Origin of the sequence: Phenylobacterium sp. (assembly GCF_036677185.1) — a bacterium.
Classification (GTDB): domain Bacteria; phylum Pseudomonadota; class Alphaproteobacteria; order Caulobacterales; family Caulobacteraceae; genus Phenylobacterium.
Genome location: NZ_JAKFEN010000029.1, coordinates 1 through 21762, shown reverse-complemented (window position 1 = coordinate 21762; position 21762 = coordinate 1). Strand labels below are relative to the sequence as shown.

Here is a 21762-nt window from a genome sequence, read left to right as displayed (position 1 = left end):
CCATGCCACTGAACGGAATGACCGGGTTCGGCCGGGCCGAGGGCGCGGCGGGGGACTGGAGCTGGTCGGCGGAGGCCCGCTCGGTCAACGGCCGCAACCTGGAGGTCCGGTTCCGCGGCCCGCCGGGTTTCGACACCCTGGAGCGCGTGGCGCGCGACGGGACCCAGGCTCGATTCGCCCGTGGCCAGGTCACCATCGGCGTGCAGGCCAAGCGCAGCGAGGGCGGCGCCCAGGTCCGGATCAATCTCGACCAGATCGAGCGCTATCTTGAGGCCGGCGCCGGCCTGGTGGCGGCCGGCAAGGCCGCCCCGCCCAGCCTGGACGGCCTGCTGGCCCTGCGTGGGGTCGTGGAAGCCGCCGAGACCCTGGACGATCCCGACGCCCAGGCCTCCATCGAGGCGGCCATGGCGCTTTCCATCGGGGCGGCGCTGGAAGGTCTGGCCGAGGCGCGGCGCGAGGAGGGGTTCGCGCTGACCGGCGTGCTGATCACTCTCGTCGACCGCATCGAGCTGCTGGTCCGCCAGGCGGGCGAGACGGCGGCCGGCCAGCCTGCGGCGATCAAGGCGCGCTTCGAGGCGAGGATGACCGAGCTGCTGGGCGAGGCCGCCCCGGCCGACCGCATCGTCACCGAGGCCGCCGCCATGGCCGTGAAGGCCGATGTCCGAGAGGAGCTGGACCGCCTGGCCGGCCACATCGACGGCGCCCGTTCCCTGATCGCCGGGGAGGGGCCTGCGGGCCGTCGGCTGGATTTCCTGACCCAGGAATTCATGCGCGAGGCCAACACCCTCTGTTCGAAATCGGCGCTGTCGGCCTTGACCAATATCGGCCTGGACCTCAAGGCCACCATCGAGCAGTTCCGAGAGCAGGTGCAGAATGTCGAGTGACGGCGACGCCAAGCCCTGGGAGACCCAGCGCCGCGGCCTGCTGCTGCTGGTCTCCAGCCCGGCCGGCGCGGGCAAGACCTCGCTGTCGCGGCGGCTGGTGGCCGACCATGCCGACATGACCCTCTCGATCTCCTGGACCACCCGGGCGGCGCGGCCGGGCGAGGAGGAGGGCCGGGAGTACTTCTTCGTCGACCGCGCGGCCTTCGAGGCCAAGATCGCCGAGGGCGGGTTCCTGGAGTGGGCCGAGGTCAACGGCAACCTCTACGGCACGCCTGGCGCCGCCGTGATGGAGGCCCTGCTGGACGGCAAGGACGTCCTGTTCGACATCGACTGGCAGGGCGCCAAGCAGGTCGCCGAGAAGGCGCCCGACGACAGCGTCCGCGTCTTCATCCTGCCCCCCTCGTGGGAAGACCTGTCGCGCCGGCTGCACGCCCGCGCTCAGGACAGCGAGGAGGTGATCGCCCAGCGCCTCTTGCTCGGCAAGGAAGAGATCGCCCACTGGGGTCTCTACGACTACGTCATCGTGAACAAGAACTTCGACCGGGCCTATGCGGACCTCGGACACATCTACCGGGCCGAGCGAATGAAGCCCGGCCGCAACACCTGGCTGCCGGAATTCGTCGAGGGTCTGCTGAGCGAATAGGCCCGGATAGGCATGCACAGAATCCACACCGAAGCCTTGATCCCAGCCGGTCCCGACCGGGTCTACGCGGTGCTGGCCGACTTCGCGCGCTATCCCGAGTGGAATCCGCTGAACCTGGAGGCGCGCGGCGAGGCGCGGCTGGGCGCACGGGTCCCGATGGTGTTCCGCGATCTCCCCGGCAAGCCGGGCGCGGTGATCCGCCAGACCGTCCTTATCGTGGCCGCCGAGCCGGGGCGGGAGCTGGCCTGGGCTGGACACGTGCCGCTGATCTTCAAGGGCCGGCATGGCTTCCTGCTGACGCCGGAGGGCGCTGGAACCCGCCTGGTCCACACCGAAGTGCTCTCCGGCCTGCTGCCCGCCACCTGGAACGCCGCGCGCGTCGCCCGCGACTTCGTCCCGGCCTACGAGGCGGTGAACAGGGCCCTGGCCGCCCGGGTCGCGAGCCTGGGCTGAAATCGCAATTGCGGGTCTTTCGCAACTTGCGTTTCTCGTAGAGGGTCGGGCGGTATGACGCGGACCTTCTTCCTGGTGCTTGGACTGATCTTCTCGGCGCTCGGCGTCGTGGGCGCTTTCCTGCCGCTGATGCCCACGACCGTCTTCCTGATCCTGGCCGCTGGCTGTTTCGCCAGGTCCTCGCCACGGCTGGAGGCCTGGCTGATGAATCATGCGCGGTTCGGCTCGACCCTGCGGGCGTGGCGCGAGAACGGGGCCATTCCACGTCCGGCCAAGGTGATGGCGTGCGCGGGGATGGTCTTCGGCTTCGTGGTCTTCTTCCTGACCGCCCATCCGCAAGCATGGCTGGCCCTCACGGTGGCCGCGGCGCTGGCCGCTTGCGCGGTCTTCGTGGTCTCTAGGCCGAGCGCCTCGCGATAAAAGCCTCGATCCCGTCCAGCACCCGCTCAAGCCCGAAAGCGAAGGCCCGCTCTGGATCGCCGACGGCCTCATAGGCCTCGCCTGCCGCGGCCCCGACCCTTGCGGCGGTGGGAAACTGCGCCGGATCGAACACCTTCTCCAGCAGCGGCCCGCTGATCTCCCACCACTGCGCGTCGCTGAGCCCGGTGCGGCTCTCGGCCTGCATGGCCTCCACGGCGCTGCGCACCGCGCCGTGCACATAGTTGGAGACCAGGCTGATCACCTGGTCCATTTCCAGATCGGTGAGGCCCTCGCCGTCAACGGCGCGCAGTTCGAAGTCGAACTTGGCGATCATGTTGGGGCCCAGCACCGGGCGGTGCATCACCACCTGCAGCATCCAGGGATGGCGGTGGTAGAGGTCCCAATTGTCGCGCGCCACCTGCTCCAGCCGCGCGCGCCAGCCGGCGCCCTTGGCATAGGTCTTGGGCGTCTCGCCATAGACCCGGTCCAGCATGACGTCGATCAGCTCGGCCTTGGAGGGCACGTAGGTGTAGAGCGACATGGTGGCGACCTTCAGCCGGTCGGCGACCCGCCGCATGGAGAGCGCCGACAGCCCCTCGGCGTCGGCCAATTCGATGGCGGCGACGGCGATCTCCTCCACGCTGTGGCGCGGGCGCGGCCCGCGGCGGCGGGCGGGGGCGAGACCCCAGAGCAGTTCGAGGCTGCGTCTGGGATCGCCGGCGGAGGACGAGTCGGCGGTCATGGCGTTCGACCTAAACATAGGAAACGCCGCACGTCGTACGATAACGGCGGCGTGCGAAAATCGAACCCGGAATCGCGCTAGGGCTGGGGCCATGTACGAGCTGCACATCGCCAATAAGAACTATTCGTCCTGGTCGCTACGGCCCTGGGTGCTGATGCGCGAACTAGGCATACCGTTCGACGAGCGCCTGACGCCGTTCGACCCCGGTTCGAACTGGCAAGCCTTTCGCGGGTTCTCGCCCACCGGTCTGGTCCCGGCGCTCCGGGATGGCCATCGGTCGGTCTGGGAGTCCCTGGCCATCGTCGAATACCTGGCCGAACGCCACGAGGGGGTCTGGCCCAAGGACCCCGACGCCCGGGCCTGGGCGCGCAGCGCCGCCGCCGAGATGCATGCCGGGTTCTCCGCCCTGCGCGAAGCCTGTACCATGAATGTCGGCGTCCGGGTGCGGCTGGGCGAGCGGTCGCCCAGGCTGGAGCAGAACCTGGCGCGCATCGACGAGCTGTGGCGCGAGGGCCTCGACCAGTTCGGCGGTCCGTTCTTGGCGGGCCGAGCGTTCGGGGCGGTGGACGCCTTCTTCGCGCCGGTGGCCTTCCGACTGCAGACCTACGGCCTGGTCTTGTCGCCGCCGGCCCAGGCTTACGCCGAGCGGCTGCTGGCGCTACCCTCGATGCAGGCGTGGCAGGCCGCCGCCCTGGCCGAGACCTGGCGCGAGCCCGGCCACGAGGCCGAGGCGCAGGCGGCGGGCGAATGGCTGCGGGACCTGAGGGCGAGCGGAGGCGATCATGGCTGAACCCAAGGGCAAGCGGGACTTCCGCGACCGGCCCCGCATCGACATCCGTGAGCGCCATGAGGTGGCGTTCTGGGCCAAGCGCTGGGGCGTGACGCCCGAGCAGATCGCCGCGGCGCACAAGAAGGTCGGCCACAACGTCAAGGACATCGCCACCGAGCTGGGCAAGCGCCGGTGAGCGCGTGACGGTCGCGAACCTGCCGATCCTCACCGATCCGTTCTTCTACCTGGTCGCCATCCCGGCGGTGATCTTGCTGGGCCTGGCCAAGGGCGGCTTCTCCGGCATGGGTGTGATCGCCGTGCCGCTGATGGCGCTGGCGATCTCGCCGGTGCTGGCGGCCTCCATCACCCTGCCGATCCTGATCGTCCAGGACGTGGTCAGCGTCTCGGCCTTCCGAAAGACCTGGGACAGGGGCGTGCTGCTGCTGATGCTGCCCAGCGCCGCGATCGGGATCGGCCTAGGCTATGCGCTGGCGGCCTTCGTGCGCCCCGGTGCGGTGGAACTGGCGGTCGGCGTGATCGCCGTGGTCTTCTCCCTGCAGCGCCTGTGGGTGGACCGGGCCGGCGCGCCGGTCCTGGAGGTTCGGCCTGAACGCGTTCCTTGGCGGGGCGTGCTGGCCGGGATCACGGCGGGCTTCACCAGCCAGCTCGCCCATGCCGGCGGACCGCCGTTCCAGATCTATGTCATGCCCAAGCGGCTGCCCCGCGACGTGTTCGTCGGCACCAGCGCCATCTTCTTCGCCGTGGTCAACTGGATGAAGGTCCCGGCCTATTGGGCGCTCGGGCAGTTCACCCCCCAGGCCTTGAGCACGGCCCTCATCCTGCTGCCCCTGGCCATCGCCTCGACCTGGGCCGGGGTCTGGCTGGTGCGGCGGATCCCAGCCGAGCGGTTCTACCAGATCGTCTATGGCCTGTTGATCGTGGTTGGGGCCAAGCTGGCCTGGGACGGGGCGTCGGCCCTGGCGGGGGGAATGTCATGATCATCAAGGTGCTCGGGGCCGTGCTGTGCGGCGTCGGCCTCATCTGGATCCTGCAAGGGGTCGGCGTCCTGCCAGGCAGCTTCATGACCGGCCAGATCGTATGGGCCGCCATCGGTGGCTTCGCCCTGATCGTGGGACTGATGATGCTCGCCGTGGGCCGGCGAAACCGGCGTCGTAACGGGTCGGACGACGGCGGCGGCGACTAGGTCCGCCAGGCGTCGGCCAGCGCCAGGAACCCCTCGACGGAAATGGTCTCCGCGCGCGCCTCGGGCGCGATGCCGACCTTGGCGCACAGGGCCTCGCCGCCCAGCACCTTGAGGCTGGAGCGCAGCATCTTGCGGCGCTGGCCGAAGGCCGCCGCGGTAATGGTCTGCAGGGCCGCGAGCCGCTCGGGCGCGGGACGATCGGCTCGCGGGCTCAGGTGGACGACGGCGGAGGACACCTTGGGTGGCGGGGTGAAGGCGCGGGGGCCGACATCCATGACCAGGGCCGCGTTGGCCGTGGTCTGCGCCAGCACCGCCAGCCGGCCATAGGCGTCGTCGCCTGGCTGGGCGACGATCCGCTCGGCCACTTCCTTCTGGAACATCAAGGTCATGGAGGCGGGTGTGAATGCTCCGGTCAGCCACTTGATCAGCAAGGCTGTGCCGACATTGTAGGGCAGGTTGGAGACCACGTGGGCCGGGGCGCCGGCCGCCAGGGCCGCTTCGTCGGCGCCGAGCGCGTCCTCCACCCGGATGGCCAGGGCGCCGTCGGCCGCCGCCGCCAGTTCCTCCAGCAGGGGTAGGAAGCGCGGGTCCTTCTCGATGGCGGTCACCCGCGCGCCGGTTTCCAGCAGGGCCCGCGTCAGGCCTCCGGGACCTGGGCCCACCTCGATCACATGGTCGCCGTCGCCCACCTGGGCCAATCTGGCGATCTTGCGGGTGATGTTGAGGTCCAGCAGGAAGTGCTGGCCGAAGCTCTTCTTGGCCATCAAGCCGTGCTCGGCCAGGGTCTCGCGGAGCGGGGGGAGGTCAGCCAGGGGGTGTGTCACAGCTCTCCCTAGCACCGGAATATCAAGTCCTTAAGCCCCGCTTCACCCCATGAATCTATAGTGCGGCTGGATTAACCTGGCGGGTCCCTCGTGACGATCGCACCGATCTCGGGCGTATCGCTGCCCACCCTGACCATTCCGGTGACGCCGGTCCGCGCCGTCGCCGCGACCGTGCACGCCAATACGCCGCTGCCGGAACTCAATCCCGCCCAGATCCAGGCCCTCGCCGTGGCCGAAGTGACCCGGGGCGCCGCGGTGCGTCAGGGCGGCCTGGCGCCTCTGATCGCCGACCTCTCCCAGGCCGCCCAGGACCAGGCCCTGCCGAGCCCGGTGCGCGACGCCGCCGTCCGGGTCCTGGCCCATGCTCCGCCGCTCGCCAGCAACCTCACCGGGCTCGACGTGGCCAAGGCCATGGCCCGCTCGGGCCTATTCCTCGAGGCCAATCTGGCCGCCGCGCCCCTGGCCTCTCCGGTGGGGCACGACCTCAAGGCCAGCCTGCTGATGTTGCGCCAGGCCCTGTCGACTTGGCTCGCCGCCGCGCCGGCGCCCCAGGGCCCCAGGTCCGCCGCCGTGCCGCCGCCGCCCTACCGGGCCGGCGGAACCCGCGCCCAACCTCCAGCCGTCAGCAAGCTGTCGCCGGGCGGCCCGCCCCAGGTCATGGGCCAGGAGCTGGCCCGCGAGACCGAGGCGGCGCTGGGACGCGTGGAGCTTCTGCAAATCGCGTCGCTGCCGGCCGAGACGGGCCCCGAGGCCCAGGTCACCCGCTGGATGTTCGAGATGCCCTTTGTCACGCCGCAGGGCGCGAGTGTCGCCCAGTTCGAGGTCAGCCGCGACGGACGCGGCGAGGCCGGCGAGCTCGAACCCGTCTGGCGGGCCGCCTTCTCCCTGGATGCCGAGCCCTTGGGCCCGATCCACGCCCGCGTCAGCCTCACGGGCGCCCAGGCCGGCGTCAGCCTGTGGGCCGAACGCGCCGAGGGGCTGGACCGCCTGCGCGCCGACCAGGGCCTGCTCAGCGCCGCGCTCGCCGCCGTCCAGCTGCGCGCCGAGATCGCCGTCCACGCCGGCGCTCCGCCCAGCCGCGCGCCGGAAGCCGGCCGCCTAGTGGACCAGACCTCATGAGCGGGCCGCTCAAGGACCGGCTGGCGGTGGCGCTCAAGTACGAAGGGCAGGGGGCTCCGACCGTGGTCGCCACCGGCCGGGGCCTGATCGGCCAACGGATCGTCGAGACCGCCCAGGCCCATGGCGTGCCCCTCGAGCGCAACGCGCCGCTCGCCCAGGCGCTCTCCACCATCGAGCTGGAGACTGAGATTCCCGAGCGGCTGTACGTGGCGGTGGCCGAGATCCTGGCCTTCGTCCTGCGCGCAGCCGAGGACCGGCGTTAGCCGACCCCCACCACCTCGACCTCGGCGCCGGCCAGCTTGGCGATGTCGCCCACCGACTTGCCCAGCAGGGCCTGGGCGAGCGGCGAGATGTAGGACACCGAGCCCTTGGCCGGATCGGCCTCGTCCTCGCCGACGATGGCGTAGGTCTGGCGCCGGCCGTCCTCGCGCTCGAAGGTCACCTTGCGGCCGAACTGGACCGTGTCGCTGGCCGGATCGGGCTCGACGAGCTGCGCATTGCCACGGCGGGCGGAGAAGTAGCGCAGGTCGCGGGTCGCCCGCGCCATGGCCGTGCGGTCGGCCTGGACCTCGCCCCCGGCCTGGGCGGCGGAATAGGCGGCGCGCGCGGCGGCCAGAGCCTTGTCCAGGGCGGCCAAGCCCTTGGCTGTGACCAGGTTCGGGTGAGACGAGATGGGACGGTCGGGCAGGTCCGCCGCGGCCGCCTCGTGGTCGCCTTCCTTGGTGAAGGCGACGCTCATCGGGAAGTCCGTTCCATGGCCAGGTCTCCTGCGCGGTCACCCTATATGGGAACGCGGACGATCTGGCGCGGTTCGAAAACTCAGCCGGCCAGGGACTCGACCCAGGTCGCGATCGCCATCCAGCCGGCTGTGCCCGCGAAGACCAACGGCACGATCTCCTGCAGCAGGACGGCCGCCCCGCCCCAGACATAGACGGGGTGCGGTCGCCCGCGCGTGCGCCAGTCGTAGACCATGGCCGCGATCACCAGCAGGTTTACGAAGATGCTCGGCGCGATGGTGACTTGCACCGGCGGAGGCCCGACCGCGCCGGGCGGCGCAAGCAGGACCATGAACACCCGGGCGCTGGCCGCCTGCATCAGCGGGATCATGGCCAGCAGCATCAGCCGCTTATGCACGTCCGCTCGCCGGTTGTTGGCGATGGCGGTCCCGAACAGTCCGGCGAACAGCACTACCGCGGATAGCGAGACGATGGAGAACTGCCGCGCCTGGTCGCCCATGCCGATGGTCTCGGCGACCTTGATCGAATTGATCGCCGCCAGCACCACGGTGAAGCACATGGCCGTGGCGAGCGCGATCCCGGCCAGGCCCCAGTTCCGGTGATCATAGGTGCGGCCCACGGCGACCAGAGAGGTCTGGACCAGGTAGAACAGGGTCCAGGTGAAGAAGATCAGCCCGTGGATGTGCAGGATCGGCGCGCCGCCGAACGTGCCCGTGGCGACCTTGGACCAATAGGTCGGGATGAAGCCCCCGAAGGCGATGACGGCGAAGACCGCCGCCATGCCTACATAGAACCAGCGTGTCTCGGCGCGCTCGGCGCCCATTGTCGTCGCAACCATGCAAACCCCCATCCGCACATGCGCAATGAAGGAAGGTTGCCACGGGTCGGGACCCGTTCCCAGTAGCAGTTGTTAGGGTTTAGCGGGTCAGGCGGCGGCGGTTGGCGCGGATCTTCCGGCGGTAGTGGGTGACGGCGCGCGCCGGCGCCAGGTGACCCGTGCCCGACATGAGGGCGAGGGCCATGTCCGACTGCAGGGCCATCATGGACTCGGCCTTCTCGGAGATCATCAGGGCGGTCTCCTTGACGGCCGCCTCACCGCCGAACGCGAGCTTGGTCAGCCGCAGGGCGATGACCTGCTGGGCCTCCAGGCTCATCTGCCAGGCTGAGAGCGATAGGGAGAGCCACTGGGGGCTGCGTGTCATGTGCGGTTTCCAAGGGCGCGCAAAGCAACGCCGCGTCTGATCAATGGATGCGCCGGCCTCGCAGATCAAGCGCCCAGGCGCCGCCGCGTCCAATCGTCCACCACCCGCTCCAACACCGCCAGCGGCATGGCGCCGCCCAGCAGCACCAGGTCGTGGAAGGCCTTCAGGTCGAACCTGGCGCCCAGGGCCGCGCGGGCCTTGGTCCGCAGGCGGTCGATCTCGGTGTGGCCGATCTTGTAGCCGCAGGCCTGGCCCGGCCAGACCGCGTAGCGGTCGATCTCGTTCTCGGCGGCGCCCGCCGGCAGGCCGACGGTCTCGATCATATAGGCGACGGCCTTCTCCCGGCTCCAGCCCTGGGAGTGCATGCCGGTGTCCAGGACGATCCGCGCGGCGCGATAGAGGAAGGACTGCAGGTAACCGATCTTGCCGGCCGGATAGGCGTCATACATTCCAAGCTCGTCGCCGAGCTGCTCGGCATAGAGTCCCCAGCCCTCGCCATAGGCCGTGAAGCCCATGGTCTTCAGCAGCAGGGGCGCCCCGGGGGTCTCCAGCAGCACCGCGCCCTGGAACAGGTGGCCCGGGACGCTCTCGTGATAGGTCAGGCTGTTCAGCGACCATTTCGGCCAGTCGGCGGTGTCGCGCAGGTTGATGTAGAAGGTCCCGGGTCGCGAACCGTCCAGCGTCCCGCCCTCGGCGTAGCCGCGCGGCGCTCCCAGCTCGATGGCCGGTGGGACCCGGCGAATTTCCATACCGGCCCTGGGCAGGGTGGCGAACACTTGCGGCGCGCGGGCGCGGACGGCCTCCATGGTGCGGTTTAGGTCCGCCAGCAGGCTGGCGCGGCCGGCCTCCGTATTGGGATAGAGCTGGCTGGGGTCCTTGCCGAAGGCGGTGAGCCGCGCACCCACCGAGCCCTGGCTCAGGCCCTGGGCCCGCAGCAGGACGTCGGCCCGGGCCGACAGCTCGGCCACCTGGGCCAGGCCGACCTTGTGCGCCTCGGGCGGCGTCAGGTTGGTGGTGGTGTGGTAGCGCAGCCCGAGATCGTAGTAGCGGTCGCCGTCGGGGAGGCGACTCACCCCGGCCTCGTGGACGGCGGTGCGGCGGTGCTCGGTCAGCAGGGCGATCTGGTCGGCGAGCGCGCTCGCCAGCGGTCCGTCGACAATGGCCGCGGCCTTGGCGGCCCAGTCGGTCCCCAGGCCTTTCTCCGAGGCCCTGCGGCCCAGGGAGGCGGCGAGGCCCGAGGTCTCGCCCCTCTGATCGGCCAGGGACCGAAGTTGGCTCAGCACCTTGTCCAGCACGAAATCGGGCGGGACGACGCCCAGGGCCGCGTCGGCGCGCAGCCGGCCGTTCTCGTCGCGGATATTCTGGGCGAAGACGGTCAGGCGCGAGAGATAGGCCTCGGCGTCGGCCTTGGTCTCGACGACGTGCTTGGAGTCCAGGAAGTCGGGGATCTTCTGATAGGCGCCGGTGAGCTGGCTGACCACGTAGGGAACCGGATAGTCGTAGGAATCGACCCCGCCATAGGAGAAGCCGGCGGCTTCGGCGTCCCGATCGGCCAGCCAGACCACGGTGTCGTACCGGCTCGCGTCGAGCCCGGTCAGGGCCTGGCGATCGATGGCCGCGAGACGCGGCCGCGCGTCGACCAGCGGCTGGAAGACGTTCATCCTTCCGGCAGGCGAGCGGTCGTCCAGCTTCGACTTCAGCGCCGCGCGCGGCCCGGTGTCGAAGCCAAGGCCCGAGGCGGTGGTGGGAGAGGTCCGCAGGATCGATTCGAAGATCTCGTCATAGAGCGCCCTGGCCCTGGCGGCGGCCGGGCTCGCCTGGGCGCGGGCGGTGTTGGCGATGGCCAGCGAGGCGACGGCGCCGGCGAGGACGTGGCGGCGATTGAGCATGGGAGATCCCTCGACTGCGAACCGGGAAGAAGCCACGGCGACAGACGCTCGGCAAGCGCCCTCAACAGGCCGCAATCGGGAGCGACCTTCAGCATTGAGGAGACCGCTCATGCCCGTCTACGCGCCGCCCTTGATCTCGGCCCTGTTGCTGGCGCGCTGCGCCGCCCCCGCGATGGCGGAGGAGGCGATCTCCACGGCCGGCGCCGGCGCGCCGCCCAGCGCCGCGGCCGACACCGCCGCCCAGATCGACCGCTGGATCGCCGAGGCGCCTCAGCCGGTCGACGAGCCGACCGTCGACCAGCGCCGGCGGATCCACGGAGAGGTGGGTGTGGCGGTCGGGACCGGCGGCTATCGCAGCGGCTATCTGGTCAGCGTCATGCCGCTGGGCGAGACCGGCAGCCTCACCCTGGCGATCAGCCAGACCAAGAACGGGCGAGGCTATTATTACGACCACGGGCTGGGTCTCGGTCCGATCGGGCCGCGTCCGCTGCTCGGGCCGATGGACTAGGCTTCCCGGCGGGTGGCGATCTCGTCGGCCATGCGAATGGCGGCGATCAGGCTGTCGGGGCGGGCGTAGCCGCGGCCGGCGATGTCGAAGGCGGTGCCGTGGTCCGGCGAGGTCCGCACGATCGGCAGGCCCAGCGTCACGTTCACGCCGCCCCAGAAGTCCAGCATCTTGACCGGGATCAGGGCCTGGTCGTGGTACATGCAGACCGCCGCGTCGTAGCGGGCGCGGGCGGCTTCGTGGAAGAGGCTGTCGGCGGGCGTGGGGCCGACGGCGTCGACCCCAAGTTCGCGCAACGAGCGGACCGCCGGCGCGATAATCTCAATCTCCTCGCGACCGATGGCGCCGTCCTCGCCCGCGTGGGGGTTGAAGCCGGCCACCGCCAGGCGGGGCGCGGCGATCCCGAAATCGCTGCGCAGGGCCTGGGCGGTCACCAGTCCGGCGTTGACGACTTTCGCGATGGTGAGCTTGCCCCCGACCTGGGCGAGCGGCTCATGCACCGTGACCAGGGTCGTGCGCAGGCCATCCACGGCCAGCATCATGACCGGCCCCCTGGCGCCGTCGAAGCCGGCGCTGGCGGTGAGTTCGCCCAGGAATTCGGTGTGGCCGGCGAATGGGAAGCCCGCCTCATAGAGCGGCGCCTTGGCGATCGGGGCGGTGACCAGACCGCGCACGGCGCCCGACAGCGCCAGGCCCACCCCGGTCTCGATCCACTGGATGATGGCGCGCGCGGCGGTGGCGGAGGGCTGGCCCGCCACCACAGGGCTGCGCAGGGGCAGGTCGATGACGGGCAGGGCCTCGGAGAATACCCGGCCGCCCTCGTTCGGGGTGGTGACGCGGCGGACCGCGGTGGCGCCGGAGGCCGAGGCCAGGGATTGATAATCTCCGACCACGACGAACCCTGGCCCGTCGGCCCGGAGCTGGCTCCAGGCCTTGACGATGATCTCCGGGCCGATCCCGGCGGGATCGCCCAGGGTCAGCGCGAGGGGTCCGTTCTTCACCGCGTCTCGATCGTGGCCGATGTTCTCAAGTCGCGCATATAGCGCCTGGCGATCATACTCAGTTGCTGTCCGAACAGTCGACTTTCGATCTGTTCACTGGTCGCCGCGTCCGCGCCGCCGGCCCGCTTGGAGCAGACCGCCAGGATGTGCAAGCCCGCCGCCGTGCGGATCGGCTCGGAGAGCTGGCCCGGTTGCAGGGTCTCGGCGGCGCTGCGGAAGGCCGGCGCCAGGTCCTTGATCTCGGCTTCACCCAGGTCCCCGGCCACCACGCCGCTCACCGTGGCGGCCTTGGCTTCCAGGTCGCCGCAGCCGGTGACCTGGCCGCGCAGGGCGGTCAGGGTGGCGGTCGCCGTGCTGACCTGGGCCGCCGACGCGTCCTGGGGAAGGGCCAGGGCGGCCTGTTTCAGGTTGACGACGGCCGCGCCCGCGCCGGAACGCTTGTCGCGCAGATAGATGATGTAGACCCCGTCGCGCACCTGGATGGCGCGGGAGAGTTGGCCTGGACGCATCTGTTCCAGGGCGGCTTCCACCTCGGGCGCCATCTCGCCGGCCGCAACCCAGCCGGCGTCGCCGCCGGCGGCGGCCGTGGCCGAGGCGGAGAACTGGCGGGCCACGGCCTGGAACGGCGCGCCCTGCTGCATCTGGGCGATGAGCTGGGTCGCCCCGGTCATCGCCGTCTCCATGCCGCCCACCCGGTTGGCGTCGAGGAAGACCTCGCTGATCTGGTACTGCGGCTTGGAGGCCGAGGCCGCCAGGCGTTGCTGCTGGGCCTTGACCTGGTCCTCGCCGATGCGCAGGCGCGAGCCGTAGCGACCGCGGATCCAGCGCTGCCAGCTGGTCTGGGCGCGAATCTGCTCCTTCAGGGTGCCGATCCCGATCCCCTGGGCCTCCAGGGAGGCGATGAACTGCTCGGTGGGGACGTTGTTGTTCTTCGCCATGTCGGCGATCTCGGCGTTGAGTTCGGCCTCATCGGCGACGATCTCGATCTTCTGGTCCTTCTCCTGGCGCCGCAGCTCCTGGATCTGGAGCCGCTCGTCGACCAAGGAAATCAGCGCTTCGCGTTGGAATTGCTGGATATTCTGCTCGGTCGGCTGGATGCCGGATGTGGCGATCAGCAGGCGCATGCGCTGGGCCAGGTCGTAGGTCGAGATGATGTCGTCATTGACCACGGCGGCCACGGACTCGCTGAGCCCTTGGGGGGCGACGGGACGCGGGGCCTCGGCGGCCGGCGGCGCGGCGGCGGGCGCGGGGGTCTGGGCCCAGGCGATCGGCGGAGCGCCGACTGCGGCCAGGGCGGCCGCCAAGGCGACGCCGCGCGCCGCGAGGCCCGTGACTTTACGCGCGGGGATCATGGGTGAGGTCTTCCTTAGCGTGGCGCCGCAGCGTGCGGCCTCGTGGCCGCGGTTATCAGTTGCCATATTACTGTTCGCCTAGTGTGGCGAGGGTTAGGCGGAAGGTGAAGGACTCGGATGGGCCCAGGCGGCCGAGGATCGTGTCTTCCCGACGATAGATGAAGTCGAGCCGGGTGCATTCGTCGCGATAGACCACGCCCAGGTCGCGGATCACCCAGGCCTTCTGCACGAGGTCACGGTTGCCGTAGGCGGTCAGGCCCCAGTGCTTGCTCAGATAGACCTCGCCGCCCAGGTCGAGGTTCTCCACCTTGAGCCCGTTGGGATCGGCGCGGTCGCGCAGATAGCGGACATAGCCGTGGCCCCACTTGGAATTGACGTTGGCGCCGGTCTCGGCGCGGGCGATGTGCAGGTCGTCGGCGTCGAAGCGGGCGCGCCCGAAGAATGAGAGGCCGCGCAGGGGTTCGGCGGTGGCCGAGACGATCCAGTCCGAGGCCTTTGGCCGCAGGCCGCTCTGGGCGTTGAACACCTCGTTGCGCTCGGCGCGCAGGGAGCGGCCGACCAGGATGCTGGCCCGCCGTCCGTCGTCCCAGAACACCGAGGCCCGGCCGCCCACATTGGCCCGCAGCCCGTCCTCGTAGAGGTCATAGCCGGGGAATTTGTTGGCCCGGAACAGGTTGGTCTCGTCGAACTCGAAAGCGATGGAGTCCTCGTTCAGATAGACGGGCTGCCCCAGGGCGTTGCGGCCCAGTTCGATCTGCTTCAGGTCCGGCGACAGGGCGATCTGGGCGATCGGTTCAAGAATAACCGACAAGTCTTTGAAACGACGAATAAAAGGCCAAGATATATCGGCGCCGGCCACGGCGAGCCCGCGCGACAGGGTCTTGGATCTCGACCCGACCCCGACCACGCCGACGAAATTGTCGTCGAGGCTGTAGGCGTCGAAGCGCGCCTGGACATAGGGCGCGATCCGCAGGCCGGCGGTGGAGGTGTAGACGCTCCGCCAGTCGACCTCGCCGGTGGCGCGGCGGCTGTCGAGGCCGTCGAGGCGCAGGGGCGGGGCGTTGAGCGGCGACTGCTCGCGGGTGAGAGCCACGGCGCTGGCCCGGAACCGGAGGCGGCCGCCGGCGACCTTGCCGTCCGGCTCCCAACGGGATTCGATCAGCGGTCCGACGACCGGGAAGGTCCGCTCGTTGTCTCCGGGCCGCAGGCCCTGGATCGTGAACGCCGCGGCGGAGAAGTAGGAATTCGAGGTTTCGCGGGTCGTATACAGCTGCGAGATCAGCCGCCGGTCGTCGGCCACGTAGGGGCCGCGGTTCTCGTAGACGCCGCCGATCTCGTACTTGTCGAACAGCAGGTCGTCGGAGGTCCGCTCGGCGGTGAAGCCCCAGCGCCACTTGTCGTTGATGGCGAAGGCGCCGGACGCCAGGACATAGCTGCGCGAGGTCTTGTCCCCGAACGGGTCGCCCTTGCTGTCGAAGTCCTCGTCGTGGGTGTAGCCGAAGCGGGCGTCGAGGGCGCCGGAGTAGAAGCGCTTGCGATACCGGCCGTTAACGAAAGGGCTAACTTTCGTGTTGATTTGAGGACTTATGGTCAAATCTGAATGTGGCGACAGAACGATCAGATAGGGCTGTTCGTAGGACAGGCCCCGGCGGTCGGAGGCGGAGATCTCGGGCGGCAGCAGGCCGGACTTGCGGACCGCCTCGGGGTCCGGGTGCCAGAAGACCGGGAGGTAGACCAGCGGCACGCCGAAAATCTGGATCACGGCGTTGCGGTAGTAGACGAGCTGCCGGTCCTTGTCCTGAACCACCCGCTCGGCCTTGATCGACCAGGTGGGGGTCTTGGCCGTGGTCCCGTCCGGGGCGCAGATCTCGCACGGGGTGTAGATGGCCCGATTCAGCTCATTGATCCGGTCGGAGCGCCGCACGGCGCTGGCCGCGGCGATCTTGACGTTCTTCGGCATGCGGGCGGCGAAGCCGGTGGCGACGCCGGCCTTCATCTGGTCGTCCAGCACGATCTCGTCGGCGTATTCCACCGAGCCGTCGGCGTTGAGGATCGAGGTCTCGCCGCGGGCGCGCATGGTGCCCTTGGCCTCGTCATAGACCAGCTCCTGGGCGCGCAGCGTGCGGCCCTGATAACGGACCTCGACGTCGCCCGTGGCGGTGCTGACCTTGTTCTTGTCGTCGCGGACCACGAGGTCCGCTTCCATGTAGAGCTGATCCTCGGCCAGGCCGTCGGGCGAGGGGCCGGTCTTCGGCGCCTGGGCGTGCGCCTGCGTCGAGGACAGCACCAGGAGCGCCACGCCCGCGAGCAGGCCGCGCTTGGCCGAGGCTGAACGCCTGCGCAAACTCATGAAGCCAAGGATCCCCTCAACGCGGTGTGACCGGATGCATAACCGGGAACGCCGGCGATTCAACCATCTTCGGTGTAGCAGAGCAGGGCGAGCCCAGACAGCAGGGCGACGACCGGCGGCGCCCAGGCCGCCGCGAACAGCGGAATGATGTCGGCGTCGGCCAGGGCCCCGGAGAACTCGTTGAAGAAGAACACGACGAAACCAAGGCCGACCCCAGCCCCTGCAAGGCCTGCCAGGCCTCCAAGCCGGGCCAGGCGCAGGGAAAAGGCGGCCGCCAGGATCGACATGGCCGCGAACAGCACCGGCGTGGCCAGGAGCTGCTGGTGCCGCAGCCGGTAGCCGCCGGCCGAGAAACCGGCCTGCTCGGTCATGCGGATCGCCGCCGGCAGTCGCCAGAAGGCGACCGACTCGGGCGCGGCGAAGCGCTCCATGGCTGATTCGGCGTCGAGGGTTGAGCGGATGGACAGCGAGTCGGAGCGCACCGAGTTCTCGCCGGCCGAGGCCTCGCGCACGTCGGTGAGCCGCCAATAGCCGGGCAGCAGGCGCGCCTCGGCGGCCTCCAGCCGGCGCTTGAACGCCGGAACGCCGCGCTTGTCCTTCTGATAGACGAAGATCGACACCGCCTTCAGCCGCACCACGCCCTCGACCGTGTCGCGGGCCTTGGCGTGGATCACCATCTGGGTCCGCTCGTCGCCCTGGCGCAACCACACCTCCTTGGGCGCGTCGGTCAGATAGTTTTCCATCAAGTCGGCGCGGTCGGATTCGTATCGGGCGCTGAAGGCCGCGGCGAGCGGGTTGAACACCGTCACCGTGATCACGCCGATCACAAAGGCCGCTCCCGCCGAGGGCAGGATGAAACGCCAGGCCGAAATGCCCGCCGCGCGCATGGCCACCAGCTCGGAGCGGCGGTTCAGGCCCACATAGGCGGCGATCCCGCCGAACAGGAAGACGAACGGCGCCAGCAGCAGGATGGTGGCCGGCGCCTGCAGCAGGGTCAGGCCGAAGAGCTGGGCGACGCCGACATCGGCCCGCACCGCCACCTCCCGCGACAGGTTCACGAACGAGACCAGCAGGATCACCGCCGAGATGACCGCCAGGGCCGCGCCGACGCCCGCCAGGGTGCGGCCCATCACATAGCGCTCGAGGCGGCCCAGCCCGATCATGCCGCCGCTCCCGCGCGACGGGAGATGCGCGCCGGCTTCAGCTGCATGTCGATGAACCGCGAGACTTTCTGGCGGAAGATGCTGCGCAGGGCGAAGTAGGTCGCGGCCACCGGCACGAGGTATTGCAGGACGTTGAGCCAGGCCTCGGACTCGGCTCCCGCCTGGACCACGAAGCCCAGGATCCGCACGGTGACGGCCGCCGCCCCGACGATGGCGATCCGCCGGCCATAGCCCATGCGCGAGAAGCCGCCGCCGATGATCGCCGACAGGGCCATGGCCATCAGCGCGATGTTGTAGAGGGGACTCGCCAGGCGGTTATGGCCCTCGGCCAGCAGTTTCAGCCGGTTGCGCTTCTCCCAGTCCTGCTGGAGATCGGGGAACAGCAGCTCGTGCAGGTAACGGTCTGAGGGCTTGTAGTGGATCATCTCGCCGGTCGCCATGAACGGCGAGAGGTCGAAGATGTACTCGTCGAAGGACAGATAGTTCAGGACTCCGGCTTCGCTGAATTCCTGGTTGGAGCCCTTCTGCATGACCAGGACGGGCCGCTCGCCGCGCTTGGCCAGCCGGCCGGTGTCGGCGGTGTAGGTCGACGCGTCGCCGTCGTCCTTTTCCTGGTGGATGAACAGATTGTGGATCAGGCCGGTCCCGTCGACGGACTGGGCGTAGACGGTCAGGCCGGGGGCAGGGGCGGTGAACTCGCCCTCGCGGATCAGGGTGGAGGCCAAGTCCGTGCGCACGTTGAACAGGGTCTGGCGCATCTCCCGCGACGCGGCGGGCTGGATCCAGAGGTTCATGACCAGGGCCAGGACCATGATGATCGAGGCCAGCCGCAGGGCCGGCGAGATCACCCGCCAGCGGCTCATGCCGCCGGCGAAGCAGACCACGATCTCCTGCTCGGTGTGCAGCCGGTTCAACGCCACCAGTCCCGCAACGAACACCGCGATCGGCAGCACCATGTTAAGCAGCTGGGGCAAGGCCAGCACCGTGACCTTGGCGAAAACAAGCGCGCTCTGCCGCTGGCTGACGATGATGTCCAGCGCAGACAGGCTCTGGCTCAGCAGGGCGACAGCCGTCAGCGCCGCCGTGGCCAGCACGGTCGGTCCCAGGAGCTGGCGGAACAGATAGCGGTCGATCAGCGGCATTGAAGAAATGTAGGTTTCTGGGGGGATTTTGCGCGCCCCCACGCGGAAGCTGTTCTAAATCATGCGTCGCCGCGCCACACAACCGCCGCAGGGACGGTCACGGTTGTTGGCCTGTGCGGCGCACGCCCGCATTGTCTGGAGTTTGAGGGACTTATGGAGATCGAGTTCGTCGCGGCCCAAGCCGCTTTGGCTGACAAGACGGCCCTCGCCGTCATCGTGTTCGAGGGTGACGTCCTGGCCGGCGCGGCCGGCGAACTCGACGCCCAGGCGGGCGGCGCGCTGGGACGCGCCGTCGACGGCGGCCGGTTCACCGGCGCCAAGGGCCAGGTGCTCGACGTCCATGGCGCTCCCGGCGTCTCACCGCGCATCGTGCTGGTGGGCGCGGGCAAGGCTGAGGCCTTCGATGACCTGGCCGTGGAGAACGCCGCCGCCAGCGCCTACGGGGCGGTGAAGGCCTCGGGCCTGACCGTCCTGCGCCTTCGCCTGCCGAAGGACGGCGCCCACACGGCCGCCCAGGCGGCGCTTGGCGTGCGCCTGGCCGCTTACCGCTTCGACCGCTACCGCACCAAGGAGCCGGCCGAGAAGAAGCCGACCGTCATCAAGACCCAGATCGTCACCGGCGAGGCCGATGCGGCCCTGGCGGCCTTCCCGCCCTATGCGGCCCTGGCCGATGCGGTGGCCTTCTCCCGCGACCTCGTCTCCGAGCCGCCGAACGTCCTCTATCCGGAGGAATTCGCCCGCCGGGTGAAGGCTCTGGAGAGCCTGGGTCTCGAGGTCGAGATCCTGGGCGAGGCCGAGATGGCTAAGCTGGGCATGGGCAGCCTGCTGGGTGTCGGCCAGGGCAGCACCCGCGAGAGCCAGCTCGCCGTCATCAAGTGGTACGGCGCCAAGGACAAGAAAGCCCAGCCCATCGCCTTCGTCGGCAAGGGCGTCTGCTTCGACACCGGCGGCATCAGCCTCAAGCCCGCCGACGGCATGGAAGACATGAAGTGGGACATGGGCGGCGCGGGCGCCGTGGCGGGTCTCATGCACGTCCTGGCCGGCCGCAAGGCCAAGGTGAACGCCATCGGCATACTGGGCCTGGTGGAGAACATGCCCGACGGCAACGCCCAGCGCCCCGGCGACGTGGTCACCTCCATGTCCGGCCAGACCATCGAGATCATCAACACCGACGCCGAGGGCCGCCTCGTCCTGGCCGACGCCGTCTGGTACTGCCAGGACCGCTTCAAGCCGAAGTTCATGGTCGACCTGGCGACGCTCACCGGCGCGATCATCATCTCGCTCGGCAACGACTATGCCGGCCTGTTCTCCAACAATGACGAACTGTCGGCCAACCTGCTGGCAGCCTCGACCGCGGAGGGCGAGCCGCTGTGGCGGATGCCGCTTCCGCCGCAGTACGACAAGAACATCGACTCGGCGATCGCCGACATGAAGAACACCGGCGGCCGGCCGGGCGGCTCGATCACCGCGGCCCTGTTCATCCAGCGCTTCGTCAACAGCGTGCCCTGGGCCCACCTCGACATCGCCTCGACCGCCTGGAAGAAGCCCTCCAGCGTTCCGACCATCCCGGAGGGCGCCACCGGCTATGGCGTGCGCCTGCTGAACCGGATGGTCGCCGACAAGTACGAGAGCTGATCCCTCTTTTCCCTCCCCTTCATGGGGAGGGGCAGATCGCGAAGCGATCGGGGTAGGGAGGTCTTAGGGTGTCTCTCCGACCTTCACCCCGATCGTTTTTGACTCGGAGAGACATGAGAAGCGTGAATCGGCCTACCGCCAGGGCGCGCGATTTGCGGCGTTCGATGAGTGGTCCGGAGGTGATCCTCAGGAGCAGGCTGAAACGGCTGCGCGCCCGAGGATGGCACATCCGTCGCCAGGCGCCTTTTCGGGGCTATTTCCTCGACTTCGTATGCTTCGCGCGGCGGCTGGTGATCGAAGTCGACGGGAGCCAGCATGCGGAGGAGGCGCAGGCCGTCCATGACAGCGTGCGCGACAGGGTGCTTGCCCGCGAGGGTTTCGAGACCTTGCGCTTCTGGGCCGGTCAGGTTGCGAGAGACCTGGACGGGGTGATGGACACGATCGTCCTGGCGCTTGAGAGGCGGCCGGACTTCCCCACCCCGGCGGCTTCGCCGCCTGCCCCTCTCCATAAAGGGGAGGGAAAAGAATGCGCCTGATCCTAGTTCATAGTCCGTTGGTGGGGCCGGCCTCGTGGGGCGCGGTTCCGTCCGAACTGGCGAAGCGGGGTTATGAGTCGAAGGTCGTGGCCCTGCCGGCCTGGGGCGAGATCTCCAAGCCCTACTATCCAGCGCTCGCCTCGGCCGTGGCTGAGGCCATCGAGCCGGGCGACGTCCTGGTCGTCCATTCCGGAGCGGGTGGTCTGGCGGCCTCGGTGGCGGCCCTGGCGGAAGCGCGCCTGGCCGGCGTGGTCTTCGTCGACGCCATACTGCCCCATCCGGGCCGGTCCTGGTTCGACACGGCCTCCACCCAGCTCGGCGCCGCTCTGCGCGCCGCGGCGGACGAGGGCATGCTGCCGCCTTGGGATCAGTGGTTCCCGCCGGGCGCCATCGCGGCCCTCACCCCCGAGGGACCGGTCCGCGACGCCTTCCTCGGCGAGCTCGCCCCGGCTCCCCTGGCCTATTTCGACGAACCCGCGCCGGCCTTAGGTGTCCCGTCGGCCGTGGGCTGGAGCTACCTGCGGCTCTCCAAAGCCTATGAAGCCGAAGCCGCCCAGGCACGGGCGCTCGGCCAGCCGACCCTGCGGCTGGAGCTTTCGCATCTGGCCATGATGACCCACGCGGACGAGGTGGTATCGTCGCTGGCGCAATTGGTTCGGAGAGCCTGCTGATGGCCGCCCCCTGCGAGGTCTGGTTCTATCATCTGGAGCGCTCGGGCCTGGATCAGGTGTTGCCCGAGCTGCTGGAAAAGACCCTGGCCCGAGGCTGGAAGGCTGTCGTCCGCGCCCGCGAGCCCGAGCGGGTCGAGCACCTGGACGGCTGGCTGTGGAGTTATCGCGACGAGAGCTTCCTGCCGCACGCGCCCGCCGACGAGCCGGGCGCGGCGCGTCAGCCGGTGCTGCTGACCACCGCCTTCGACAATCAGAACGAGGCGGACGCCCTGTTCCTGGTCGACGGCGCCGAGCCCGGCGAACTGGAGGCCTATGAACGGTGCGTCGTGCTGTTCGACGGCCGCGACGAGACGCAACTGGCTGTGGCGCGCAGCCAGTGGAGCGCGCTCAAGGCCAAGGGCCATCCGGCCTCCTACTGGAAACAACAGACTCGCGGCTGGGAGAAGCAGGCATGAAGGCGCTCACCGTCCTGCTGGCCACCGCCGGCCTCCTGACGCTCGCCGCCTGCGCCGAACCGCCGC

General features: G+C 69.6%; 26 protein-coding genes. 15 read left to right on the top strand and 11 right to left on the bottom strand.

Going from position 1 to position 21762, the window contains the following annotated elements:
• The first annotated feature begins 2 nt into the window (after positions 1-2).
• The 4 genes from V6M51_RS17975 to V6M51_RS17960 are packed head-to-tail and all read left to right on the top strand — an operon-like array spanning position 3 to position 2400.
• Complete coding sequence (locus V6M51_RS17975) at positions 3-884, top strand: YicC/YloC family endoribonuclease (protein ID WP_332769359.1); 882 nt, start codon at positions 3-5, stop codon at positions 882-884.
• A complete protein-coding gene (gmk, locus tag V6M51_RS17970) occupies positions 874-1527 on the top strand; it encodes a guanylate kinase (RefSeq protein WP_332769357.1) in 654 nt (217 codons plus the stop codon). The genes V6M51_RS17975 and gmk overlap by 11 nt, the downstream gene beginning before the upstream one ends.
• A gap of 12 nt (positions 1528-1539) precedes the next feature.
• On the top strand, positions 1540-1980 hold the full coding sequence (locus V6M51_RS17965; protein ID WP_332769355.1) for an SRPBCC domain-containing protein: 441 nt from the start codon (positions 1540-1542) through the stop codon (positions 1978-1980).
• Positions 1981-2034: 54 nt separating this feature from the next.
• Positions 2035-2400, top strand: coding sequence for a YbaN family protein (locus V6M51_RS17960; RefSeq protein WP_332769354.1), 366 nt, complete (start codon positions 2035-2037; stop codon positions 2398-2400).
• Here the strand turns inward: V6M51_RS17960 and V6M51_RS17955 are convergent.
• Entirely contained in the window at positions 2378-3160 is a 783-nt protein-coding gene (locus V6M51_RS17955; RefSeq protein ID WP_332769352.1) for a TetR/AcrR family transcriptional regulator, read from the bottom strand. The genes V6M51_RS17960 and V6M51_RS17955 overlap by 23 nt on opposite strands.
• A 73-nt stretch (positions 3161-3233) precedes the next feature.
• Here V6M51_RS17955 and V6M51_RS17950 point away from each other — a divergent pair, with 73 nt between their 5' ends.
• The 4 genes from V6M51_RS17950 to V6M51_RS17935 are packed head-to-tail and all read left to right on the top strand — an operon-like array spanning position 3234 to position 5115.
• Complete coding sequence (locus V6M51_RS17950) at positions 3234-3932, top strand: glutathione S-transferase family protein (protein ID WP_332769351.1); 699 nt, start codon at positions 3234-3236, stop codon at positions 3930-3932.
• Positions 3925-4107 (top strand): DUF3606 domain-containing protein, encoded by a 183-nt coding sequence (locus tag V6M51_RS17945; protein WP_254833387.1) that lies wholly within the window; start codon positions 3925-3927, stop codon positions 4105-4107. The genes V6M51_RS17950 and V6M51_RS17945 overlap by 8 nt, the downstream gene beginning before the upstream one ends.
• A 25-nt stretch (positions 4108-4132) precedes the next feature.
• Positions 4133-4909, top strand: a complete 777-nt coding sequence (locus V6M51_RS17940) for a sulfite exporter TauE/SafE family protein (protein ID WP_332769524.1) — start codon at positions 4133-4135, stop codon at positions 4907-4909.
• The gene (locus tag V6M51_RS17935) at positions 4906-5115 is read left to right on the top strand and encodes a hypothetical protein (RefSeq protein ID WP_332769349.1); all 210 of its coding nucleotides are present in this window, start codon (positions 4906-4908) and stop codon (positions 5113-5115) included. Before V6M51_RS17940 ends, V6M51_RS17935 begins: the two co-directional genes overlap by 4 nt.
• On the opposite strand, the gene rsmA is transcribed toward V6M51_RS17935, so the two are convergent.
• Positions 5112-5879: a 16S rRNA (adenine(1518)-N(6)/adenine(1519)-N(6))-dimethyltransferase RsmA gene (gene rsmA, locus V6M51_RS17930; protein WP_332769523.1), complete on the bottom strand. Its 768-nt coding sequence runs from the start codon at positions 5877-5879 to the stop codon at positions 5112-5114. The genes V6M51_RS17935 and rsmA overlap by 4 nt on opposite strands.
• 150 nt (positions 5880-6029) lie before the next feature.
• Here rsmA and fliK point away from each other — a divergent pair, with 150 nt between their 5' ends.
• Entirely contained in the window at positions 6030-7058 is a 1029-nt protein-coding gene (gene fliK / locus V6M51_RS17925) for a flagellar hook-length control protein FliK (RefSeq protein WP_332769347.1), read from the top strand.
• The gene (locus tag V6M51_RS17920; RefSeq protein WP_332769345.1) at positions 7055-7321 is read left to right on the top strand and encodes an EscU/YscU/HrcU family type III secretion system export apparatus switch protein; all 267 of its coding nucleotides are present in this window, start codon (positions 7055-7057) and stop codon (positions 7319-7321) included. The genes fliK and V6M51_RS17920 overlap by 4 nt, the downstream gene beginning before the upstream one ends.
• On the opposite strand, the gene greA is transcribed toward V6M51_RS17920, so the two are convergent.
• The 4 genes from greA to V6M51_RS17900 all read right to left on the bottom strand — a co-directional run bounded on the left by greA (position 7318) and on the right by V6M51_RS17900 (position 10886).
• A complete protein-coding gene (gene greA, locus V6M51_RS17915; RefSeq protein ID WP_332769343.1) occupies positions 7318-7797 on the bottom strand; it encodes a transcription elongation factor GreA in 480 nt (159 codons plus the stop codon). The two genes, V6M51_RS17920 and greA, sit on opposite strands and share 4 nt — an antisense overlap.
• An 80-nt stretch (positions 7798-7877) precedes the next feature.
• Positions 7878-8633: a hypothetical protein gene (locus V6M51_RS17910; RefSeq protein ID WP_332769342.1), complete on the bottom strand. Its 756-nt coding sequence runs from the start codon at positions 8631-8633 to the stop codon at positions 7878-7880.
• Between the two features lie 79 nt (positions 8634-8712).
• The gene (locus V6M51_RS17905) at positions 8713-8997 is read right to left on the bottom strand and encodes a hypothetical protein (RefSeq protein WP_332769341.1); all 285 of its coding nucleotides are present in this window, start codon (positions 8995-8997) and stop codon (positions 8713-8715) included.
• Positions 8998-9062: 65 nt separating this feature from the next.
• Entirely contained in the window at positions 9063-10886 is a 1824-nt protein-coding gene (locus tag V6M51_RS17900) for a DUF885 domain-containing protein (protein ID WP_332769340.1), read from the bottom strand.
• Between the two features lie 109 nt (positions 10887-10995).
• Here V6M51_RS17900 and V6M51_RS17895 point away from each other — a divergent pair, with 109 nt between their 5' ends.
• Complete coding sequence (locus V6M51_RS17895; RefSeq protein ID WP_332769339.1) at positions 10996-11394, top strand: hypothetical protein; 399 nt, start codon at positions 10996-10998, stop codon at positions 11392-11394.
• On the opposite strand, the gene pdxA is transcribed toward V6M51_RS17895, so the two are convergent.
• The 5 genes from pdxA to lptF form a co-directional block, all read right to left on the bottom strand.
• Positions 11391-12392, bottom strand: a complete 1002-nt coding sequence (gene pdxA / locus V6M51_RS17890; RefSeq protein ID WP_332769337.1) for a 4-hydroxythreonine-4-phosphate dehydrogenase PdxA — start codon at positions 12390-12392, stop codon at positions 11391-11393. The genes V6M51_RS17895 and pdxA overlap by 4 nt on opposite strands.
• Positions 12389-13744 carry a peptidylprolyl isomerase gene (locus V6M51_RS17885; RefSeq protein WP_332769335.1) on the bottom strand — a complete coding sequence of 452 codons (1356 nt, stop codon included), beginning with the start codon at positions 13742-13744 and terminating at the stop codon, positions 12389-12391. Before V6M51_RS17885 ends, pdxA begins: the two co-directional genes overlap by 4 nt.
• Before the next feature lie 67 nt (positions 13745-13811).
• A complete protein-coding gene (locus V6M51_RS17880) occupies positions 13812-16094 on the bottom strand; it encodes an LPS-assembly protein LptD (protein ID WP_332769333.1) in 2283 nt (760 codons plus the stop codon).
• A 59-nt stretch (positions 16095-16153) separates the two neighbouring features.
• Complete coding sequence (locus V6M51_RS17875; RefSeq protein ID WP_332769331.1) at positions 16154-17257, bottom strand: LptF/LptG family permease; 1104 nt, start codon at positions 17255-17257, stop codon at positions 16154-16156.
• A complete protein-coding gene (lptF, locus tag V6M51_RS17870) occupies positions 17254-18399 on the bottom strand; it encodes an LPS export ABC transporter permease LptF (RefSeq protein WP_332769330.1) in 1146 nt (381 codons plus the stop codon). The genes V6M51_RS17875 and lptF overlap by 4 nt, the downstream gene beginning before the upstream one ends.
• A gap of 153 nt (positions 18400-18552) precedes the next feature.
• On the opposite strand from lptF, the gene V6M51_RS17865 reads away from it, so the two are divergent.
• The 4 genes from V6M51_RS17865 to V6M51_RS17850 all read left to right on the top strand — a co-directional run bounded on the left by V6M51_RS17865 (position 18553) and on the right by V6M51_RS17850 (position 21696).
• Positions 18553-20034, top strand: a complete 1482-nt coding sequence (locus V6M51_RS17865; RefSeq protein ID WP_332769329.1) for a leucyl aminopeptidase — start codon at positions 18553-18555, stop codon at positions 20032-20034.
• Between the two features lie 113 nt (positions 20035-20147).
• Positions 20148-20570, top strand: a complete 423-nt coding sequence (locus V6M51_RS17860; protein ID WP_332769328.1) for an endonuclease domain-containing protein — start codon at positions 20148-20150, stop codon at positions 20568-20570.
• The gene (locus tag V6M51_RS17855; RefSeq protein ID WP_332769327.1) at positions 20561-21241 is read left to right on the top strand and encodes a hypothetical protein; all 681 of its coding nucleotides are present in this window, start codon (positions 20561-20563) and stop codon (positions 21239-21241) included. The genes V6M51_RS17860 and V6M51_RS17855 overlap by 10 nt, the downstream gene beginning before the upstream one ends.
• Positions 21238-21696, top strand: a complete 459-nt coding sequence (locus V6M51_RS17850; RefSeq protein ID WP_332769521.1) for a DNA polymerase III subunit chi — start codon at positions 21238-21240, stop codon at positions 21694-21696. The genes V6M51_RS17855 and V6M51_RS17850 overlap by 4 nt, the downstream gene beginning before the upstream one ends.
• The last annotated feature ends 66 nt before the right edge of the window (positions 21697-21762 follow it).

Excerpts from the sequence above, each read along its gene's own strand:
- V6M51_RS17975 (WP_332769359.1), top strand. The coding sequence starts at position 3 with ATGCCACTGAACGGAATGACCGGGTTCGGCCGGGCCGAGGGCGCGGCG.
- gmk (WP_332769357.1), top strand. The coding sequence starts at position 874 with ATGTCGAGTGACGGCGACGCCAAGCCCTGGGAGACCCAGCGCCGCGGC.
- V6M51_RS17965 (WP_332769355.1), top strand. The coding sequence starts at position 1,540 with ATGCACAGAATCCACACCGAAGCCTTGATCCCAGCCGGTCCCGACCGG.
- V6M51_RS17960 (WP_332769354.1), top strand. The coding sequence starts at position 2,035 with ATGACGCGGACCTTCTTCCTGGTGCTTGGACTGATCTTCTCGGCGCTC.
- V6M51_RS17955 (WP_332769352.1), bottom strand. The coding sequence starts at position 3,160 with ATGTTTAGGTCGAACGCCATGACCGCCGACTCGTCCTCCGCCGGCGAT.
- V6M51_RS17950 (WP_332769351.1), top strand. The coding sequence starts at position 3,234 with ATGTACGAGCTGCACATCGCCAATAAGAACTATTCGTCCTGGTCGCTA.
- V6M51_RS17945 (WP_254833387.1), top strand. The coding sequence starts at position 3,925 with ATGGCTGAACCCAAGGGCAAGCGGGACTTCCGCGACCGGCCCCGCATC.
- V6M51_RS17935 (WP_332769349.1), top strand. The coding sequence starts at position 4,906 with ATGATCATCAAGGTGCTCGGGGCCGTGCTGTGCGGCGTCGGCCTCATC.
- rsmA (WP_332769523.1), bottom strand. The coding sequence starts at position 5,879 with ATGGCCAAGAAGAGCTTCGGCCAGCACTTCCTGCTGGACCTCAACATC.
- V6M51_RS17920 (WP_332769345.1), top strand. The coding sequence starts at position 7,055 with ATGAGCGGGCCGCTCAAGGACCGGCTGGCGGTGGCGCTCAAGTACGAA.
- greA (WP_332769343.1), bottom strand. The coding sequence starts at position 7,797 with ATGAGCGTCGCCTTCACCAAGGAAGGCGACCACGAGGCGGCCGCGGCG.
- V6M51_RS17910 (WP_332769342.1), bottom strand. The coding sequence starts at position 8,633 with ATGGTTGCGACGACAATGGGCGCCGAGCGCGCCGAGACACGCTGGTTC.
- V6M51_RS17905 (WP_332769341.1), bottom strand. The coding sequence starts at position 8,997 with ATGACACGCAGCCCCCAGTGGCTCTCCCTATCGCTCTCAGCCTGGCAG.
- V6M51_RS17900 (WP_332769340.1), bottom strand. The coding sequence starts at position 10,886 with ATGCTCAATCGCCGCCACGTCCTCGCCGGCGCCGTCGCCTCGCTGGCC.
- V6M51_RS17895 (WP_332769339.1), top strand. The coding sequence starts at position 10,996 with ATGCCCGTCTACGCGCCGCCCTTGATCTCGGCCCTGTTGCTGGCGCGC.
- V6M51_RS17885 (WP_332769335.1), bottom strand. The coding sequence starts at position 13,744 with ATGATCCCCGCGCGTAAAGTCACGGGCCTCGCGGCGCGCGGCGTCGCC.
- V6M51_RS17880 (WP_332769333.1), bottom strand. The coding sequence starts at position 16,094 with ATGAGTTTGCGCAGGCGTTCAGCCTCGGCCAAGCGCGGCCTGCTCGCG.
- V6M51_RS17875 (WP_332769331.1), bottom strand. The coding sequence starts at position 17,257 with ATGATCGGGCTGGGCCGCCTCGAGCGCTATGTGATGGGCCGCACCCTG.
- lptF (WP_332769330.1), bottom strand. The coding sequence starts at position 18,399 with ATGCCGCTGATCGACCGCTATCTGTTCCGCCAGCTCCTGGGACCGACC.
- V6M51_RS17865 (WP_332769329.1), top strand. The coding sequence starts at position 18,553 with ATGGAGATCGAGTTCGTCGCGGCCCAAGCCGCTTTGGCTGACAAGACG.
- V6M51_RS17860 (WP_332769328.1), top strand. The coding sequence starts at position 20,148 with ATGAGAAGCGTGAATCGGCCTACCGCCAGGGCGCGCGATTTGCGGCGT.
- V6M51_RS17855 (WP_332769327.1), top strand. The coding sequence starts at position 20,561 with ATGCGCCTGATCCTAGTTCATAGTCCGTTGGTGGGGCCGGCCTCGTGG.